Below are 18549 nucleotides of genomic sequence, written 5' to 3'. Positions count from 1 at the left end.
GTCGTCTAGTTTTTGTTGTGGGTTATTTGATTAGCTCGTACTCAATCACAAATAGCGTGTCGGTATTTGGGTAGATTTCTCGAATTAACTGCTTGAGTTTTGGTAGTTCGATGGCTTCTTGTTCAGCATGAAACTCATTGATATCTTCAAAGTTGAGTGGTTCTACAGAGCGTATTTTGATGTTGCAGACTTTACGATCCGTCTCTAGGGTAAAAACTTCGACCTCTGTATTTGGAACGTAGTGACTTTCTGATTCATCTCGAATCGTAATCGTTTTTTTGCCTGATGTGATCAACGGGGTTAAGAATTCAAAAAAGGTAATCTTGGTTGGGTGGGATGACATGATGTACTCGTTAGTCTGATTGTTTGGCGTAATTATATACCCAAATAACCTTGAGGTGCTTATTTCAAGAGAACGAGCGAGTGCGTAGGACGCGAATCAACTTGGCACTAAAGTAACCCGAGATAATGCCTATCCAGTTGGTACTGAGATCATCAAAACTAAATGAGCGACTTGGAATAAAAAGTTGACTTATTTCTTCCATTGAAACGATAGCCAACAGTAGTAGCAAAAGGCGGATCCCAAAGACGTCGGCTTTACTTGAACTTACTAAAGAGGGGAAGGTGAAGACCGATAAAAAGCCGATCAATAAACTGAAAGTAAAGTGAAGCGTACTCGATCCACCTAAGTAGGTTTCCATTTGCAGGTAAGTGGCATGGTGTAAGTCAGAGCTTTTCCACAAAGAGAGTGAAGCCGTAAGCGTCAGAACGAAAACAAAACTTATCCGTGTCAGTATTGAAACCATAATTAACCTATTGGAAAGAAGCCTAAGTAACGTTTTACAAAGTACAACGCCGCTAGATTCTGAATTGCCATGCCAATTGCCATCGCCCATGCTGCACCAATAACACCGAACGTTTGGCAAAGCGCAATGAGCAAGCAGATAGAGATTGTGCCGGAGGAAATTGTAATGTATTTCATGGTTCTTTCGTGACCGCTCATGAGTAATAAAAACCCTACAGAGCCAGTCGCAACATTGACTAACTGCCCTAAAGACAGGACGACTAACAGTGGCGCAGCAGCAAGAAACTCTTCACCAAAAAACCGCATCACAAACTCTGGGAATAGAGTGCAAATAATCACGGGCACAATGGCCAAACCAACGTTGGCTCGGCAAGCTAAACGGCTCAGGCTTTGCAGTTTGATCATTTGGCGTTCTTTGTAGAGAGAGGCAAACATAGGGGCGACCACAAAGTTAATGGTAATCAGCACAAAGCCAATCAGTAGTGATGTACGTTGAGCTGCAGCTAATAGACCGAGTTCCGCTGTTGAGATAAAAAAGCCCGCAATGACAAGGCTTCCCCATTGAAGAACGTTCGTGAAGATACTGCCAATCCAGACTTGCTTGGCAGAAGCGATCATTTTTTTGTTTGGTACGAAAGCCGATGTCTGATACTGACCTGAACCTAGCCAATTAACACTGGATATTACCGCGACGCTCATACTCGCCAGAAGCAGTGCGGTCATCAGATTGTTGATATTTTGCTGACCGATATAGTCCAAGCCAAAGACAAAAAAGACCATCAACATACTCACGCCAAGCTGTAAAGCAAACAGTGATGACACGACCTTTCTACATGCTTGAAGCACACGACTGTTAGTCTGTGCAAGCACCAAAAACGGTATGCAGAACAAGCCTAAAGTAATCGCATGCATTGGCGATTGGGTCTGGTTTAGCTGTTCAGGAAACAGATTAAATCCTACCAACAAAACGGCAATGGCTAGCAAGCAAAACGCCATACTTCGATAAAGTGCCGTTTTATAGTTATGGCTTTGTTGAAGTGTCTCTTTGTTGTTAAAGGCGATCGCATTGTAGCGAACTAATGAGACATCAAAACCTAGCTGAGAAACGATCGCGAGTAGTGAGACTAGGTTGAATAAAAAGAAAAATTGACCGGAAGTCGAAGCGTCACTGGCCTTCGATACAATCAGTGTCAGTAAAAAAGCAAATAGCGCACTCAACACACGCGTGATTGCGGTTTTCAATCCAGTAGATAGCAAGCTTTTTTTACCGCTGGGCATCAACAGTAATTTTTGTTGAATAGTGTGAAACATAGAGGCATTTAACCGTAAATATTATTGAGTGCGAGGCGCTGTTTTTCTTCACTGAAGGCGTCGTTTAACGCTGTTGTATATTGGCAAAAATCAATTTCATCATAATGATTGACACAGTGCGCGATCTGCTTGGCCATTTCTTCAGGTGTTAGCGCTAAAAATGGGTAGTTGAGATCTTGGGTCGCGCCGATAGTTCGAATCACCATAGGAAGATGTAACTTGGCTGCCTCTAGAATAGTTAACGGCATCCCTTCCCATGCTGCAGTATGTAAGTAAAGGTCTGAGCCCTTGAGCTTTTTAACCACCTCATCACGAGGCAACATGCCAGTCACATCCACATTTTCTGTACGCAATTTTTGTTCGAGTGTGTTGTCACCGCCACCTATCCAAGTGATATCTAATGGGCGGTTAAGCGCATATCGATTAAGGTGTTGCAATGTGTCGATGAGAAATTGCGGATCCTTTTGGGGCGCGACACGACCAAGCACAACAAGTCGCAGCGCTTCTTGTCTGTTTCGCAACAAACGCTCTTCACTTTGATAGGACACGTAGTTGTTGAGCAGTTCAGCACGTTTCACGCCAATGCTAATCGCCAAGTCACATTCTCGTTGGCTACAGCCTGCCACCACATCAATTTTGCTTAGTTTTACTTTCTCTAGCGCTCTATAGAGCTGGCGCGCGAATTCGGAGATATCTTCACGTTCGAAAGCATAACAGTGCGGCGTATAAACCAAGCGCGCCTTGCCAAGTTTTAGAAATCGCCCGATAAAGCCCGCTTTACTCGAGTGCAAATGCACAACGTCAGGCGCAAGAGATGCAATCATGTGGTTTGCATCGCGAACAAATTGAAGTAAGCCGCCTTCCACCCATTTGGTCTGTGTGAAAATATGATGGTTGTTCTCATTGGTTAAGTCGTTTTCTCGAGCTCTGGCTAGCAAGAAATGTTGATAGGGTTCGTCTCGAGAGGAGTGAGCATAACTATAGAGGGCTGTTTGAACGCCACCTCCGAAGGCTTCTGTAATATGGAGCACTTTTTTCATGATGATTTTGTTCCTGGTGTCTGTATCCATTTATGCTTGAAAGCATCACGTTCTTGTTCTGAATAAACGTGGCGATATAAGGGAAGATCGTACATATAGAACAGTTTTGAAAAGTCGTAGTGATGCTTAAAGTGCTGGTGGATATTGGAGTACCACTTGTTTTTCGCTTCATTGCTGTTTTTCAGCACGAAGTCTTGCAGCCCGAGAAACTCACCAATTTCTTTATCGAGAGAACTGAGCTTTTCGCATTTGATTAGCATGACGTTGGCTTGCTCGTTCTTGAATGTGAAGAAAGGTTGAGTGTTGTCCAGTTCTTGACGCATCACATCGATATTGAAGTTACGTTTTAACTCGTTGTCGAACCAGTCCGCAAAATAGTTGAGATTGATATAGTTATCGAAACAATGTTCGAGGTGCTGATACGTGACTGCCATATCTCGGTGAATTGCGTCATTCTTTTTGCCTTCGATAAATTGCAAATGGAGGTCTTGAAAGAAACGAGAAAAGACTGTTGCGATTGGATCGCGGACCAGTGTGACGATTTTGATTTGTTCGCGTTTTTGTAAGATACGTTTTCGTTGCTTGAGCACTAAGCGGTAGAGCGCACGGTTTTTGAAATCGAAAAATTTACTCACGTCTTTTTTATTGTGATACATGTGAAATTCTTCGTGATCATCAAAGGTGTGGATGTGATAGCTTGGGATATTTCTTTCTCCCAGCGTGTGCTCAATTGACGATGAGCCAACTTTGCCCATTTGGTAAACTAAAACAAAATTGTCAGCTTGGAGTTCTCGGTTCTTTTCAAATTGTCGAGAGATTGAATACTTCATCTATCCTATCCTTGATTATTCAAATTCGTGGTGATGGTTTACCGGAAAAGTATGAGCAATGGTGTTGACCTTTGACTCGCGGCTCATGCTTATCATGACGGGTAATAAGAGTATTAAAATGATGGTGGTATTTACCGCAACGAAGAACACCATGATGAGGGCGTATATCGCGAGTAAGAGGCTTTTCCTGTTGTCATTGAGACTACGGAAGCAAAAGCGAATAAAAAGAAAATAACCACCAAATAATAGGGCGATACCGAGCAACCCGTATTCAATTGCGGTATCTAACACAAAGTTGTGGGTGTAGATCGCCAGCTCATCATAGTTAAAGTAACTGATCATAAAGTTGGGTAACATTTTCGCGCCGACACCTAACACCGGGTGTTGAAGTAAAATATCTAGCCCATTGGCAAGTAAGAGTTTTCTATGAAGGTTCGACACCCAGCGAGCTTCACTTTGGTTGGCAAATAAGACGTCTTCTTGGGTTATTTCCAATGTGTCTGCTAACGTTTCAAACCCAACATAGAGTGTAGTTGCGACGGCAGTGAACACCATAAAGCTTAAGGCCAATAAAATGGTCCACGTATACGTTTCATTAAGCGATTTTCTCATCAGGTTTTTTACGAGCAGCTGGTCAAAGAAGAAAAGCAGACAAAAACCAAGTAGTGCTTTTCTTTCTTGCGACAACACCAGTAATACCAAAGCAACGAGCATCAAAAGGTGGAAAGCGCGAATTTTATCCCGATAAAGGTACAGTAGTGAGCAAAGTACACCGAACCCGTATTTACTTACCCCGAGTAACTTAAACCCGCTTTGATAGCCTTGAGCAAAGTGCCATAAGGCAACGAGCGTACAGATGAAAAACAGCAGATAAGTGAAATAAACCATTACCCATTCATCATCAAACACGCCATAGGCGTACATTAGGCTAAGCAAGCAGAGAATCGCCAGCCATTGCACGGTTTCTATAACTAGCGGCATTAGGGGGACGCGATTTAGCAGGCCATTTAAGAACACATACCCAGTGAACAATACGAGGAACCCCATGCAGGGATGCATGAGTTTTTCAGCTTTTCCTTCCAATACCACTAACGCTGTAAAACCAATGGACAAAAGACTTACGATGTCTGATGGTGCTAGTGCTATTCCTCCAGCACGAAACTTCATAGGAATAAAGAACAATGCTAATAGGCATGCTGCAAACCATGAGGCTCGATGGCTCGATGGCGCGGAGCTATTTGTTGGTGCAAAGCTGCTGGTAGATTCCATAGTAACCTTCACGAAATTTATCGATGGTGTAGAGAGAGGCCCTATTGACTGAGTATTGACTTGCAGCGTCATACCGCTCAACACTTTCACACAGCTGGAGCACTTTCTGGCTCAGCTCATTTGAGTTACCAACCTGAAATAAATATTCGGCACGTCCGGTGACGTCATCCAAACCGGGTACGTCCGATGATAATACGGGTAAGCCTGCTGCCATGGCCTCAACCGCCGCCAAGCCAAAGCCTTCGACATGCGATGATTGCACGTAAATGTCCATGTCGTTCAAAAACGCTGGAACATCAGAAACTACCCCATGAAAGTGAACACGTTGCGTGACGTTGAGCTTTGTTGCCAACGCTTGCAGTGACGATTTTTTTTCGCCATCTCCAGCAAGATGGAGCTCGTATCGTCTCGGTAAATGGACAAGTGCTTGGATAAGCGTTTCATGATCTTTATGTTGGTGAAGTCGGCCTACCATGCCAATCTTGATGACTGGTTTGTCGATTAGGTGGCTGGCGCACTTCGGCATCATAGGAAACCTTTTTAAATCAACGCCATTGTGCACCACGTGATATTTATGCTGGTAGCGAGGCATGAACTTCACCAGTTCATCTTGTACTTTTTCACTAATACTGACCGTCAAGTCGTGGCCCCAATATAAGACGTACTCCATGAACTTAAACAGCGGATAGTCACGTCGACGGTTGTAAGGACAGTGCTCAGTCTGGATTCGTTTTTTACCTACCGCCAATAGCGCTAGGTAAATGGAAGGGTAGAGGTGTCCGTGAACGACATGTGGCCAACGCAGTAAACAGTATTTCTCACTCAATGACAAAGTGCGCCAGTTAAAACACTCTATCCCTTGGGCGGATAGCATTGGTAAGTAATCATTTTCATCACACAAGACCAAAATTTTGATTTCGTATTCAGGCTTATGTTCCAAAACAAGGTCGACTAAGAACTTCTGAGCACCGCCGTTCTGAGAAAGATCATTAATAATATGTAGAATCTTGGTTTTCATGCTTAATTGGTCAGGTATTGCTGTTTAAGGTCGGTGATTTCTGCATTTGAGAAAAAGTGCTTCGTCAATTTAGAATTCAGCATTTCTTCAACGTACTCGGGTGCAGGTTGAAATTGCGTTTTGAATTCTTTCATTAGTGGCGAGTACCATTTGTTGTCTGATTGATTTTCATAAACAACATCCACGGGGTAACCTAAAAAGTCTTCAACTGCGGAGTTAGCCTGCTTTAGCTTGTCACTTCGAATGACCAACAGTGAGAAGTTGTTGTTGTGGTATGTTTGATAGCCTACTTCGTGATTAAAAGGTTCGTTAAACACATCAATCCCTGTTAGTTGTTTGATTTCGTTGTCAAACCACTGCAGCGCATATTGATGATTCATGTGCTTATCAAATGCCTCTTGGAGTAATTGCGGTCGTTCGGTACGTATTGCGCTGTCATCTTTTAGATATTTATCCGCCATCCAAAACGGAAGTGCTTGAAAGAACATTGAGACATTTCGTCCGATCGGTTCACGTACCAGCGAGATAATTCGAACTTTTTTCTTGCGCTTTAACATACGGCTCATCGCTATGCGCTTGAGTCGTCGCTTTAACGCATTGATCTGAGGTTTATGCAATTGCGCTCTTACAGGGGATATCTGTTTTTGCGCATCGACAGTCATAAGATCGTGCAAGTGAATCGAGTTAGGAATGGAATGTTCTAATGCACTCGAACCTACTTTGCCCATTTGATAGATCAATACTGGTTGTTCTTGACTTTTCAACGTTTGGTACCAAGATGCGTTTGAGTTAGTAGGCGTATTTCTGGACATAAAGCGTTTCTCCTTCCTTAGTCTTGGCTTGTGTGATTAAGACGCCAAGAGATGGAACTGAGTGTTGTATTTGTTTAGATAACGCAAGGTTAACCAGTGATGATTTTGTCGACTCTGAGCGAATGACGGTAATCAGACCATTGGCATACTGACCAAGAATCAGTGCATCACTCACTGACAGTAGGGGCGGTGTATCGATAATGATCCGGTCATACTTATTTTGAAAATGTTCGAGCAACTTTTTAAAGCGATCAGAAGCTAGCAGTTCCTGTGGGTTTGGCGGAATTAGGCCTGCCGGTAATACATCTAAGTTGGCTTCTTTTATATGTGTAACACAATCTTTGATTGGCGTATCCATAGTCAGGATATGCGTTAAGCCTGGGCTTGATTCAGCAATGCCAAACCGTTTTGCGATGGAAGGTCGGCGCAAATCGCAGTCGATGATCAATACCTTTTCCATTTTTGAAAACGACACCGCCATATTGATACTGGTCGATGTTTTTCCTTCTTCTGGAATGGCAGAAGTAAAGGGCAATATCTTTTGCTTCGTGTTGGTTAATCTGAGCAGAAGCGAGGTTCTGACCGAGCGGCAAGCTTCACTAAATAGCTTTTCTTCATCATCTAAATACGCGGTATAACTGACGCCGTTTTTACGCAAATTGCGTTTTTTGACCATAGGAATCACACCTAAACACGTAACACCAAGTTTTTCCTGCACATCGGCTGTGCTTCGGATAACTTCTCGCATCGTTTCTAAGATGATGACCAGAGCGCAAGCAATGGCAAAGCCAAAAAAGGTGGCAATCAGTACCAGTTTGATTCGTTGCGGTGCTACCGGAAATAGAGGGATGATGGCTTTGTCAGTAAAACGTGCAGTGACATTTTTGTAGTCGCTGGTGGCGTTGGTCTCTTTCTCACGATTTAAGAACGCTTCATAGAGTGCCTTATTGGATTCAACCTCGCGTTTTAACTGTTCGTAACGCGCTTTTTGTGACCCTAACGATTGGAAATCGGCCTTTTTGTTATCGAGTTCTGCTCTAAGCATGTCCTCTTGCGCTTTTGCAGCAAGAAGGTCTTGTTGTTTGCTAAAGGAAATGTCACGAATGAGTTGCTGGGTTCTTGCTTGAATTTCAGCAAGCTGCGCTTTCGCCTGAATCATTCGGTCATGCTTGGGGCCGTAGCGCTGTGCCAGCTCAGAGAGATTTTTGGCTGCTTGGGCTTCCGATAATTTTAGGTCGCGGATCTGCGCTTGATTAGCGAATTCATCAATTGACAGCAAGCTGTCTAAACTTTGTGAAGATTTACGTCTTAACAGTTGGATTAACGTCTGCGCTTCAATGCGCTTATTAACAGCGATATTTAGCTTGCGAGTGAGTTCTTCTAGCTCATTGGCGTAAATTTCATCAATACCGTTTATATCGATCAACCCTTCTTTTAACAAGAACTCTTGCAGCGCTTGCTCAGAGTTACGTAATCGCTCCTCCAATTTTTGTGAGTTATTTGTCAACCAAGTGGCCGCATTTTGTGTAACGACCAATTTGGCTTCAAAATTTGCGTCAATGTAGGCTTGGCCGACCGCGTTAGCGATTGTCGTTGCAAGCTTAGGATCGGTAGAACGAAAGCGAATTCTGACTAATTGGGTGTTACGTACTGGCTCAATATCGAGTTTACTTCTGAAAGCTTGAAGCGCTTGATAATAGGACTCTGAAAACTGGGCAGTTTCTTTTGGGCTTGGTGCCACATTCAGTAGGTCTTGAACAAAAGGGATCGACTTTATTTGGTCGATCTTTTGATTTAATCCACCTGAGCGTGTGAACTCCGGTAGTTGAGTTAGGTTCAGCTCTCTAATGACCTTATCTGCGATATGATTCGATTTTAAAATAGCGATTTGCGTTTGAAAGTACTCTTTTTTTGTTGTGTCGACACCATATACTTCCTCGATTGAAAGGGCACTTTTTTGCTCTTCTTGGATGAGTAGCGTTGCTGTAGCTTGGTATATCGATGCTTTGGAGTAGATATACCAAGTACAAGTTAATGAAAACAGAAGCGTGAAAGCTGCGATGCTTAGCCAATTCTTTTTAATCGCTTTAAAGTGATGACCAAAACGAATCAGTTCTACTTTGTTCATCTGGAGATTATTTGGATGAGTCCCGTTCATTTGATTCCCTGTCACTTAAAAGAAGCTCTGGTCAATAAATACAATGTCACCAGGTTCAACGTTGCGGTGCATACTGACACCCTCTATCGTTTGACCCGTTTTATGTTTGGTGAGGTTAATGCCTTTGCGTGAGGCTCGGTCGGTCAAGCCACCCGCTAAAGCGATGGCCTTCTCTATGGTTAACCCTGGACGGTACTCAAATCCACCTGGTTTCCTGACTTCGCCATTAACGTAAAACAGACGAAAGTTATTGATAGTGACCATCACTTTTGGGTTGATGAGATAATCGCCTTTTAAGCCCGTTTCTATTTCGTACTTGAGTTGTTTCGGTGTTTTTTTTATTGCTTTGATTCGGCCAAGGTAGGGGTAATCAAAATAGCCATCTGACGTTATTAGAATATTTTTAATCGTAAGATCTTCTTCACCATAGACCTGCACGGAAATGGTATCGCCAGTATCGAGTAAGTAATCTTCCTCGTTTGAGTCAGCGTTGACCAAGGTGCTAAATAGCAATAACGCGACGCTCATGAATGTGATGAATGACTTCATTAATAATCCTTGTTACAGAGAAAACTGTGCGCTTAAAGTCCAAATGTTCTGTTCGAAGCTATAACCTGGTCGGTTAGAGGTTTTATCTTGGTATTGCCAGTCGGCTTGCAGCTGTATCCAGCGTTTAATTTGATAATCGATACCAAAAGATAGGGTGTAGCGATCGTCGTTTCTGGTGATCCCCGTATAGTCATCTTGTTGATAAATAGCACCTAAGCGAGTTGCAAGGTAACTATTCCAATCGTGCTTGAGGTTCAGTCGATAACGAGTTTGTAGGTTGTAATCGCCATCTTGATCTGGGTTAACTGCCGCTTGAGTGGTTTTCACGCTGACTAGAGTTTGTTCTTGAGGCAGCCATTCAAAGCCGATATCCCAACTGAAGCCTTTAAATGTCTCTCGTTGAGCGCTGTCAAAATCTTTGATTTGATAACCGAGTCGAGCGATGCCTTTGGTTTTTCCTGTGACTTCCCATTCGGCACCGGTGTAATAGAAACTGGTGTTGTTATCTTTGGATGGTTGCGCAGAATTTCGGTGCTGATAGTCGGTTACTATTTGTTTTGTCCCAACCAACCAATAGGTTCTTGGCGTCGCCCTTAAATAGAATTCCAAGTGCGCATTGGGGGCTCGAAAATCGTTGTATTTTGTTTTAGCGTTTGTGTGCCCAGGCAAGCCGTCACGGTAATTTTGATAGGTTTTATCACTGTAGCCTAAACCGAATTCGAGTCTGCCTTTTGCACCGTTAGAGCCAAAGACATAATTGGTTTTGATATCGTTACGGTTGAACTCAATTGGTGAGTCTATTGCGCTACCATTACCTTCGGTAATGTCTTCCCCTCTAATTTCATGCTGGGCGCGAAAACGATAATCAACCACTAAACGATGACGATGATTGAACTCAAAAAAGTTGGAAAACTGAAAGGTATGATCGTCGAAGTCGTTGCGGTCATCGGATGAAAAACCTGCTTTCAACTTGTATAAAATATCTGCGCGATAGCGATTCCTTTCTATACGTGCTAATAAGCTTGGCTCTATACCCCAAATATTGACCGATTCTACATTGCCGGATTCTTCCGCTTTGTTGATGTTGTCATCGCCCTCGTAGAAAGTTCTTACGAGGGGAATAAACTCAATGCCAGACTCGGTTTGGTAAGCCATCGGTTCTGCGAGTAAGCCAGTTGAAAACAGACTCAATGCTATTGCCATTGTCAGTTTCTTCATAATCTCAACCTTAGTAAGCGTTAGCACCAGTGAACCCTTTGAAAACGGTCATGAAGATGATTTTGATGTCCATCCAAACCGACCAGTGGTGGATGTAATCCAAATCAAACTCGACTCTCTTTTCCATTTTTTCTAAGGTGTCTGTTTCGCCGCGATAGCCATTAATTTGCGCCCAGCCAGTAATGCCCGGTTTTACTTTGTGACGTAGCATGTAGCGGTCAACAATCTGGCGATACTCTTCATTGTGTGCCACGGCATGAGGACGTGGACCAACAATAGACATGGTCCCTTGCAGTACATTGATAAATTGAGGCAGTTCGTCCAAAGAGGTGCGACGCAGAAAACCACCAAAAGGCGTAATGCGTGGGTCGTTCTTTGTCGCCTGTTTCACGTGAGGGCCTTGATCCATAGTGGTCATTGAACGGAATTTCCATACTTCAATCTTGCGTCCATCGAGGCCGTAACGATGCTGTTTAAAAATGACCGGACCTTTAGAGGTCAGCTTAATGCCAATCGCAATGGTGAGCAGGACTGGAGAGATCAAGGCTAAAATAATGCTCGAAAACAAGATGTCTTCAAACCGTTTTACCCAGGAAGAAATTCCAGCAAATGGCGTATCAAATACGCTGAGCGTTTGAACTTGGCCGATTTGCGCCCAACGAGAATGCAAAAGGTTATAGGTAAAGAAGTCAGGAATCAGATACGTATTTGCGGTGGTGTCTGAGAATTGGTTAAGAAGCGATGCAATACGTTCTTTTGCGTGCATTGGCATTGCGATATAGACGTAATCCACTTCTCCTTTCTTGGCTCGCTCAAGAGCGTGGTCAACTGCCCCTTTAATAGGGTAAGCAGAATTTGGCAATCTGTCGGAAGAACGCTCATCGTAAAAGCCATCAAAAAGTACACCGTGTTCAGTGTGGTTTTGAATTTCGTTAGCAAGGGTAATGCCGTGAGGAGTTTGGCCGATGATTATTGCAGTACGAGTGTTGAATCCTTTTTTTCTTAAATAGGCTAATCCGGTACGGAATGTCACTCGCCATGCCAAAAGCAGAGCGGGCGTAATCGCAAACCACAATGCCAGAATAGTGTTATCAAATAAGTCATAGACTTCCGAAAAATACAGAACAATAAAGATAAGCGCGGAAGTTACTGCCCAGGCCACACAGACAATAATCATCTGCTCTTTAAACGAACTGGTTCGCCAAGAGCGGTACAGATTGCCGCTTTCTGCCATAAATAGAAAGGAGATGCCTCCAACAAAAGCCAGTATGACGTAATCTTTCCCCATCGCAGTATTCATGTCTTTGAACACTAAAAGCAGCATAAAAGAGACGATGACAGCAAGATCTGAGATGCGATATAAAAAAGCGAACTCCATCTCGTGAGAGCGGATAAGTCCTTTTTGTTTCATGACTCAGTTTCCCTTCTTACACGCTACCGCCCTTGGGTGTCTCCCCCAATTGCCGTGTCGTGAGCGTTATTAGTAGTTGGTGAACAGAGCATTCTGTTGAATGCTTCTAAGTTTTTTGTCACGTGTAATTTCGTTGATAAGTGTAAAAATTTGCGTTGTTGAGGTAAGTGGAAATAAGAATGAAATTTAGACCTTTGGCTAAGTTTGGCGGGTTAGGAAAAAGCTGGTACTTACTCATGAGGGATGAGGAAAAGTATTAAAAATGAAGTATCAGTACAAAGACAATGGTTTATGTAAAGGTAGAAGAAACGGGTGATCTTATTCGTTAACGATTAATGATTTAGTATCGAATTACTTATATTTATTAGGATAAAAAAATCCCTCTCAAGTGAGAGGGATTTATTGTGAATCAGGACGAATGAATTATTCGACTTCTACGCCGTTTTCTTTGTATAGGCGGCGGCATGCACGACCATCACTGTGGAACAGGTGACAACGGTGTGCTGGAATACCAATCTCGATTTTATCGCCGGTATCGACTGCGAGCGTGTCAGGCTGACGGAAAATAACGTCCGCGTCCGCACCTTCTAGGTTTAGGTATACTTGAGTTTCGTTACCTAGCTTCTCAACAATCATCACTTCACCGTGAATGCTTGCATCAGCTTCAGAAGCGGATAATAGGTGCTCAGGGCGAATGCCTAAAGACATGCGGTCGCCACGGTTAACCGTCGTGCCATCCACTGGAATCCAGAAAGATACGCCATTAGATAGTTGAACTTTGACGCGCTCTGCTTCTACTTCATCAATGAATACGCTCATGAAGTTCATTTTCGGAGAACCGATAAAGCCTGCTACAAAGCGGTTTTGTGGGTAATGGTAAAGCTCAAGCGGCTTACCAACTTGCGATACATAACCGCCGTCTAGTACAACGATTTTATCTGCCATTGTCATTGCTTCTACCTGATCGTGCGTTACGTAGATCATGGTACAACCAAGTTGACGTTGTAGCTTAGTGATTTGCGCACGCATGTTTACACGCAGTGCCGCATCCAAGTTTGATAGAGGCTCATCTAGAAGGAATACATTTGGCTGCGATACCAGTGTTCGGCCAATCGCCACACGTTGACGCTGTCCACCAGAAAGTGCTTTTGGTTGGCGCTCAAGCAAGTGGCCTAGTTGTAGGATTTCTGCAGCCTGTTCAACACGTTTGTCGATTTCTGCTTTGTCTGCTTTTGCTAATTTTAAGCCAAATGACATGTTGTCATATAAGTTAAGGTGTGGGTAAAGAGCGTAAGATTGGAATACCATACCAACACCACGTTTGGATGGTTCGACGTCATTCATGCGCTGGTCACCAATATACAAATCACCTGAAGTAATGTCTTCAAGACCGGCAATACAACGTAAAAGGGTAGATTTACCACAACCTGATGGACCTACGAAAACAACAAATTCACCTTCGTTGATTGTTAGGTCTACGTTCTTAGAAATCAGTACGTCGCCATACGCTTTACAAACATTTTTTAACGTGACACTCGCCATGTAGCTCGTCCTCGATCAATTTTTTATTATTCACCGCTCATCATTATATGAATTATCTAGCGAGCAGTAACAGTAGGAATCGGTAAGTTATTGCGGTTGGTAAGAAAAGTAGGGTAGCACTTCAATAAAATGTCCTGAATAGAAGTGCTACCCATCATAGCCAAGTACGAGTTTCTCTCCCCCACATTATTCGTGTTGTCTCCCCCGTGAAATAATTACCACAAACAACACCAATAATGACATTCCACTCGTCTGGCAATGCAAAACCAGCAAATCTTTTTCCTAATACGTAGGCACTGCTGGGAAAGGGTTCTTACCATCCACTCTTGGATGACTGAAGTTTGTAAGATTGTGCGAGGTGCGACATCCTCCTAATAGAAATAATTGTAGGGGGAGTAGGTAGGGAGGAGTAAAAAAGGAGGAGGAATAAAGCAGTTGGTCGGAAATCACATTATTGCACCACCTAAAGTTGAAACCGATCACAGGAAGTATCCGTTTTGTGATTTGAGTCTCTTACCCTTGGCGATTTAGATCACGAAAATACGTCATAATTGTAAGGGCGTAGGGATTAGGAGGATGAGACATATTGGATTATTTCAGATGATATATGTCGAAATACGGCTGAACCTCAATGGACTAGCCCTACATCAAAAATATAAAAAGGATACGAACATGAAAAAGTTAAGCGCTGTAGCACTAGGTACTCTTGTTGCTTTGGGTTCTTTTGGTGCTAATGCTGCCATCGAAGAAGGACAACTTACTATCTGGATCAACGGCGACAAAGGTTACAACGGCCTTGCTGAAGTTGGTAAAAAATTCGAAGAAGACACTGGCATTAAAGTGACAGTGGCTCACCCCGATGGCCTTCAAGACAAATTCCCTCAAACTGCAGCGACTGGTGACGGTCCTGACATCGTATTCTGGGCTCACGACCGTTTCGGTGGTTACGCAGAAGCTGGCCTGCTAGCAGAAATTAAACCTTCTAAGAACATTCAAGAAGGTATTGTTGATTTCGCTTGGGATGCTGTACGTTACGACGGCAAATTGATCGGCTACCCAGTTGCGGTTGAGTCTTTATCTCTAATCTACAACAAAGACCTAGTTCCAAACCCACCGAAGTCTTGGGAAGAAGTTGCAGCGCTAGATGCAAAACTTAAAAAAGATGGCAAGTCTGCAATCATGTGGAACCTAAAAGAACCGTACTTCACTTGGCCACTAATGGCTGCTGATGGCGGCTATGCGTTCAAATACACTTCTGAAGGTTACGATGTTAAAGACGCTGGTATCGCGAAAGAAGGCGTTAAAGACGCAATGAGCTTCGTAAAAGGCTTGGTAGACAAAGGCGTAATCTCTGCAGATATGGACTACTCCGTATCTGAGTCTGCATTCAACCAAGGCAAGACAGCGATGACGATCAACGGTCCATGGTCTTGGGGCAACATCGAGAAGTCTGGCGTTAACTACGGCGTGACTACGCTACCTAAGTTCCAAGGTCAATCTTCTAAACCATTCGTTGGTGTTCTAACGGCTGGTATCAGCACTGCGTCTCCAAACAAAGACCTAGCGGTTGAGTTCATTGAGAACTACCTACTAACAAACGACGGCCTACGTATGGTTAACAACGATAAGCCTCTAGGTGCGGTAGCGCTTAACTCGTTCCAACGTGAACTAGATTCAGATACTCGTATCGCTGCGACAATGGACAACGCGATGAACGGCGAAATTATGCCAAACATTCCTCAAATGAACGCATTCTGGGGCGCGGCTAAGAACGCAATCATCAACGTAGTTGATGGTCGTCAAACTGTCGATGCAGCATTGGCAGACGCAGAAAAACAAATGACTAAATAATTAAGTAAGACCTTTTTAAGGAGGGGGCAACTCCTCCTTACTTTTCTATATTTATTCTATATTCGCTAGCAGGTTCCCTATGCAGTCAGTTCAAGGTACAAATGCTATGACAGCACCAGAAGCCAGCCTTCCGAGCAGCAAAAAAGTGTTCATTAAATGGTCACTTTTAGGCACAGTCGGCATTATCAATGGCTACGCAACAATCCTTATGTATTCACGCGGTGAGATTGCGTTTGCACTACTTACGATCATTCTTACCGCTTTAGCGTTGTTCATCTTTGGTAGTAAAAAGACGTACGCACACCGTTACATCTACCCTGGTATCGCAGGGATGATCCTTTTCATTCTTTTCCCTCTGGCGTACACCATAGGTTTGGCGTTTACCAACTACAGCGCGAAAAACCAACTCTCTTTTGATCGTGCGCAGAGCGTACTTTTGGACAGAACTTATCAAAGTGGTGATAGCTACCCGTTCACTTTATATAAAACGGATCAAGGACATCAGCTTGTGGTTGAAAAAGATGGTGAGCTACTTGCTACGCCCACTTTTCAACTAGATAGCCTTTCAGCATCGGATCTTGACCTGTCGCCAATTGAAGAAGCTACGGGCGAGAAAGAATCAATCAAGACGATTGTTAAGAGCCGTAATACGTTGAGCAGTGTTGATTTGCATCTGCCGAGCGGTGAAGACATCCGCATGAGCGGGTTACGTAAGTTTGCGGCAGTTGTGCCTTTGTACACGCTGCAAGAAGACGGCGAAACGCTTTACAATAATCGTACTGAAGAGACGTTACGTCCAAATATGGAAGTAGGTTACTACCAACCTGTCGATGAAAACGGTCAGTTTGTTGGTAGCACAGTGTCTCCTGGCTTTGTTGTGAACATTGGTACCCACAACTTTGAGCGTGTGTGGAAAGATGATGGCATCAAAGAGCCGTTTATCAGTATCTTTATCTGGACGATTGTGTTCTCGGCACTCACCGTACTATTTACGCTTGTAATTGGTCTTGTTCTAGCAAGTGTTGTTCAGTGGGATGCATTAAAAGGCCGTTCGGTTTACCGACTCTTACTGATTCTGCCTTATGCGGTACCGGCGTTTATCTCTATCTTGATCTTTAAAGGTTTGTTTAACCAAAGCTTTGGTGAGATCAACATGCTTCTGGAAGGTTTGTTCGGTATTAGCCCAGCTTGGTTCTCAGACCCGTTCATGGCGAAAACCATGATCCTGATTGTGAACACGTGGCTTGGTTTCCCTTACATGATGATTCTATGTATGGGTCTACTAAAAGCGATTCCTGATGATTTATATGAAGCGTCAGCAATTGATGGTGCGAACTTTATTACTAACTTTACTCGTATCACGCTACCAATGATGTTGAAGCCGTTAACACCATTGTTGATTGCGAGCTTTGCCTTTAACTTCAACAACTTCGTGCTTATCCAGTTGTTGACAGGCGGTGGTCCAAACATGATTGGTACGTCAGAACCTGCGGGTTATACAGACCTATTGGTAAGTTACACCTACCGAATCGCATTCGAAGGTGCGGGCGGTCAAGACTTCGGTCTAGCAAGTGCAGTAGCAACACTTATCTTCCTATTGGTTGGCGCATTGGCACTTATCAACCTACGCGTAACTAAAGTAGCTCAGGACTAAGGAGAGATTACAATGGCAATGGTACAAGGTAAGTCATTAAAGTATCGTGTTTGGGCTACTCATATTGCGATGTGGGCATTCTTGGCACTGATTATTTTCCCTTTACTGATGATCATCGCGATTTCATTCCGTGAAGGTAACTTTGCAACGGGTAGCCTGATCCCAGACAACCCAACGCTTGATCACTGGAAATTGGCATTAGGTTTCTCGGTGACTAACCCAGACGGTACAGTTACACCGCCACCATTCCCAGTCATGACATGGCTGTGGAACTCAGTAAAAGTGGGTGGTATTTCTGCAATCCTAATCGTGGCGCTATCAACCACATCAGCTTATGCGTTTGCTCGTATGAAGTTCAAAGGTAAGAACACCATCCTAAAAGCGATGATGATCTTCCAAATGTTCCCTGCGGTATTGGCATTGGTTGCTCTATACGCGTTGTTCGACAAATTGGGTCAGTACATTCCTTTCCTTGGTTTGAACACGCACGGCGGTCTGATATTCGCTTACTTAGGGGGTATCGCACTGCACGTTTGGACGATTAAAGGCTACTTCGAAAGTATTGACTCTTCGTTAGAAGAAGCGGCGGCACTGGATGGTGCGACACCATGGCAAGCATTCCGTTTGGTATTGCTTCCATTGTCTGTGCCAATCCTAGCGGTAGTATTCATCTTGTCGTTCATCATGGTAATTGGTGAAGTTCCTGTAGCATCACTACTACTTTCTGATGTAGACTCGTACACACTTGCAGTGGGTATGCAGCAATACCTATATCCACAAAACTATTTGTGGGGTGACTTTGCTGCAGCTGCTGTACTTTCAGCAGTGCCAATCACTGCCGTATTCTTACTTGCTCAACGCTGGTTGGTTGGTGGTCTAACCGCTGGTGGTGTGAAAGGATAATCTCTTGTGGTCTGAGATTGATAAGAATAACTAGAAAAGGGCGACCACATGGTCGCCCTTATACGTAGCACGGATATTACAATTTTGGTTTGGCCGCCGATCAGTAATATCTTGGCTTTTATTGGCGTTACGCATAGCTGGCTGTTAGCTTAGTTCCTTACGATTCAATCACTAACAG

16 protein-coding genes are annotated in these 18549 nt (G+C 43.6%); 3 read left to right on the top strand and 13 right to left on the bottom strand.

Features of this window, described 5'->3' with window-relative positions:
- Positions 1 to 22 precede the first annotated feature (22 nt).
- The 13 genes from yqfB to malK form a co-directional block, all read right to left on the bottom strand.
- Entirely contained in the window at positions 23 to 343 is a 321-nt protein-coding gene (gene yqfB / locus FKN08_RS09845) for a N(4)-acetylcytidine aminohydrolase (protein WP_005392475.1), read from the bottom strand.
- A 64-nt stretch (positions 344 to 407) separates the two neighbouring features.
- The gene (locus FKN08_RS09840; RefSeq protein WP_005392476.1) at positions 408 to 806 is read right to left on the bottom strand and encodes a VanZ family protein; all 399 of its coding nucleotides are present in this window, start codon (positions 804 to 806) and stop codon (positions 408 to 410) included.
- 2 nt (positions 807 to 808) lie between these two features.
- Positions 809 to 2116 (bottom strand): oligosaccharide flippase family protein, encoded by a 1308-nt coding sequence (locus FKN08_RS09835; protein WP_134645982.1) that lies wholly within the window; start codon positions 2114 to 2116, stop codon positions 809 to 811.
- Between the two features lie 8 nt (positions 2117 to 2124).
- Positions 2125 to 3156 (bottom strand): glycosyltransferase family 4 protein, encoded by a 1032-nt coding sequence (locus tag FKN08_RS09830; RefSeq protein ID WP_170891998.1) that lies wholly within the window; start codon positions 3154 to 3156, stop codon positions 2125 to 2127.
- Positions 3153 to 3986 (bottom strand): putative capsular polysaccharide synthesis family protein, encoded by an 834-nt coding sequence (locus FKN08_RS09825; protein ID WP_150917749.1) that lies wholly within the window; start codon positions 3984 to 3986, stop codon positions 3153 to 3155. Before FKN08_RS09825 ends, FKN08_RS09830 begins: the two co-directional genes overlap by 4 nt.
- 15 nt (positions 3987 to 4001) lie before the next feature.
- Positions 4002 to 5255, bottom strand: a complete 1254-nt coding sequence (locus tag FKN08_RS09820; protein ID WP_124007534.1) for an O-antigen ligase family protein — start codon at positions 5253 to 5255, stop codon at positions 4002 to 4004.
- A complete protein-coding gene (locus FKN08_RS09815) occupies positions 5221 to 6273 on the bottom strand; it encodes a glycosyltransferase (protein WP_170891997.1) in 1053 nt (350 codons plus the stop codon). Before FKN08_RS09815 ends, FKN08_RS09820 begins: the two co-directional genes overlap by 35 nt.
- 2 nt (positions 6274 to 6275) lie before the next feature.
- Positions 6276 to 7085, bottom strand: coding sequence for a putative capsular polysaccharide synthesis family protein (locus tag FKN08_RS09810; RefSeq protein ID WP_170891996.1), 810 nt, complete (start codon positions 7083 to 7085; stop codon positions 6276 to 6278).
- Positions 7063 to 9243 carry a polysaccharide biosynthesis tyrosine autokinase gene (locus tag FKN08_RS09805; RefSeq protein WP_170891995.1) on the bottom strand — a complete coding sequence of 727 codons (2181 nt, stop codon included), beginning with the start codon at positions 9241 to 9243 and terminating at the stop codon, positions 7063 to 7065. Before FKN08_RS09805 ends, FKN08_RS09810 begins: the two co-directional genes overlap by 23 nt.
- Positions 9244 to 9258: 15 nt before the next feature.
- The gene (locus FKN08_RS09800) at positions 9259 to 9771 is read right to left on the bottom strand and encodes a polysaccharide biosynthesis/export family protein (RefSeq protein WP_031780257.1); all 513 of its coding nucleotides are present in this window, start codon (positions 9769 to 9771) and stop codon (positions 9259 to 9261) included.
- A gap of 33 nt (positions 9772 to 9804) precedes the next feature.
- On the bottom strand, positions 9805 to 11010 hold the full coding sequence (locus FKN08_RS09795) for an outer membrane beta-barrel protein (RefSeq protein ID WP_170891994.1): 1206 nt from the start codon (positions 11008 to 11010) through the stop codon (positions 9805 to 9807).
- A gap of 10 nt (positions 11011 to 11020) precedes the next feature.
- Positions 11021 to 12421, bottom strand: a complete 1401-nt coding sequence (locus tag FKN08_RS09790) for an undecaprenyl-phosphate glucose phosphotransferase (protein ID WP_005392488.1) — start codon at positions 12419 to 12421, stop codon at positions 11021 to 11023.
- Positions 12422 to 12844: 423 nt separating this feature from the next.
- Positions 12845 to 13963, bottom strand: coding sequence for a maltose/maltodextrin ABC transporter ATP-binding protein MalK (malK, locus tag FKN08_RS09785; protein WP_005375271.1), 1119 nt, complete (start codon positions 13961 to 13963; stop codon positions 12845 to 12847).
- 672 nt (positions 13964 to 14635) lie between these two features.
- Between malK and malE the strand changes: the two genes are divergently transcribed.
- The 3 genes from malE to malG all read left to right on the top strand — a co-directional run bounded on the left by malE (position 14636) and on the right by malG (position 18371).
- Positions 14636 to 15814, top strand: coding sequence for a maltose/maltodextrin ABC transporter substrate-binding protein MalE (gene malE / locus FKN08_RS09780; RefSeq protein ID WP_005375272.1), 1179 nt, complete (start codon positions 14636 to 14638; stop codon positions 15812 to 15814).
- A gap of 79 nt (positions 15815 to 15893) precedes the next feature.
- Positions 15894 to 17468, top strand: a complete 1575-nt coding sequence (gene malF / locus FKN08_RS09775; RefSeq protein WP_170891993.1) for a maltose ABC transporter permease MalF — start codon at positions 15894 to 15896, stop codon at positions 17466 to 17468.
- A 12-nt stretch (positions 17469 to 17480) separates the two neighbouring features.
- Positions 17481 to 18371: a maltose ABC transporter permease MalG gene (gene malG / locus FKN08_RS09770; RefSeq protein WP_005375275.1), complete on the top strand. Its 891-nt coding sequence runs from the start codon at positions 17481 to 17483 to the stop codon at positions 18369 to 18371.
- The last annotated feature ends 178 nt before the right edge of the window (positions 18372 to 18549 follow it).

Source organism: Vibrio sp. 1-2 (7-a), from assembly GCF_013048515.1.
GTDB lineage: Bacteria > Pseudomonadota > Gammaproteobacteria > Enterobacterales > Vibrionaceae > Vibrio > Vibrio diabolicus.
This window is presented reverse-complemented; position numbering and strand designations above follow the sequence as displayed.

Bases quoted from the DNA above. Each gene is read 5' to 3' on its own strand.
- yqfB (WP_005392475.1), bottom strand. From the start codon at position 343: ATGTCATCCCACCCAACCAAGATTACCTTTTTTGAATTCTTAACCCCG.
- FKN08_RS09840 (WP_005392476.1), bottom strand. From the start codon at position 806: ATGGTTTCAATACTGACACGGATAAGTTTTGTTTTCGTTCTGACGCTT.
- FKN08_RS09835 (WP_134645982.1), bottom strand. From the start codon at position 2,116: ATGTTTCACACTATTCAACAAAAATTACTGTTGATGCCCAGCGGTAAA.
- FKN08_RS09830 (WP_170891998.1), bottom strand. From the start codon at position 3,156: ATGAAAAAAGTGCTCCATATTACAGAAGCCTTCGGAGGTGGCGTTCAA.
- FKN08_RS09825 (WP_150917749.1), bottom strand. From the start codon at position 3,986: ATGAAGTATTCAATCTCTCGACAATTTGAAAAGAACCGAGAACTCCAA.
- FKN08_RS09820 (WP_124007534.1), bottom strand. From the start codon at position 5,255: ATGGAATCTACCAGCAGCTTTGCACCAACAAATAGCTCCGCGCCATCG.
- FKN08_RS09815 (WP_170891997.1), bottom strand. From the start codon at position 6,273: ATGAAAACCAAGATTCTACATATTATTAATGATCTTTCTCAGAACGGC.
- FKN08_RS09810 (WP_170891996.1), bottom strand. From the start codon at position 7,085: ATGTCCAGAAATACGCCTACTAACTCAAACGCATCTTGGTACCAAACG.
- FKN08_RS09805 (WP_170891995.1), bottom strand. From the start codon at position 9,243: ATGAACGGGACTCATCCAAATAATCTCCAGATGAACAAAGTAGAACTG.
- FKN08_RS09800 (WP_031780257.1), bottom strand. From the start codon at position 9,771: ATGAGCGTCGCGTTATTGCTATTTAGCACCTTGGTCAACGCTGACTCA.
- FKN08_RS09795 (WP_170891994.1), bottom strand. From the start codon at position 11,010: ATGAAGAAACTGACAATGGCAATAGCATTGAGTCTGTTTTCAACTGGC.
- FKN08_RS09790 (WP_005392488.1), bottom strand. From the start codon at position 12,421: ATGAAACAAAAAGGACTTATCCGCTCTCACGAGATGGAGTTCGCTTTT.
- malK (WP_005375271.1), bottom strand. From the start codon at position 13,963: ATGGCGAGTGTCACGTTAAAAAATGTTTGTAAAGCGTATGGCGACGTA.
- malE (WP_005375272.1), top strand. From the start codon at position 14,636: ATGAAAAAGTTAAGCGCTGTAGCACTAGGTACTCTTGTTGCTTTGGGT.
- malF (WP_170891993.1), top strand. From the start codon at position 15,894: ATGCAGTCAGTTCAAGGTACAAATGCTATGACAGCACCAGAAGCCAGC.
- malG (WP_005375275.1), top strand. From the start codon at position 17,481: ATGGCAATGGTACAAGGTAAGTCATTAAAGTATCGTGTTTGGGCTACT.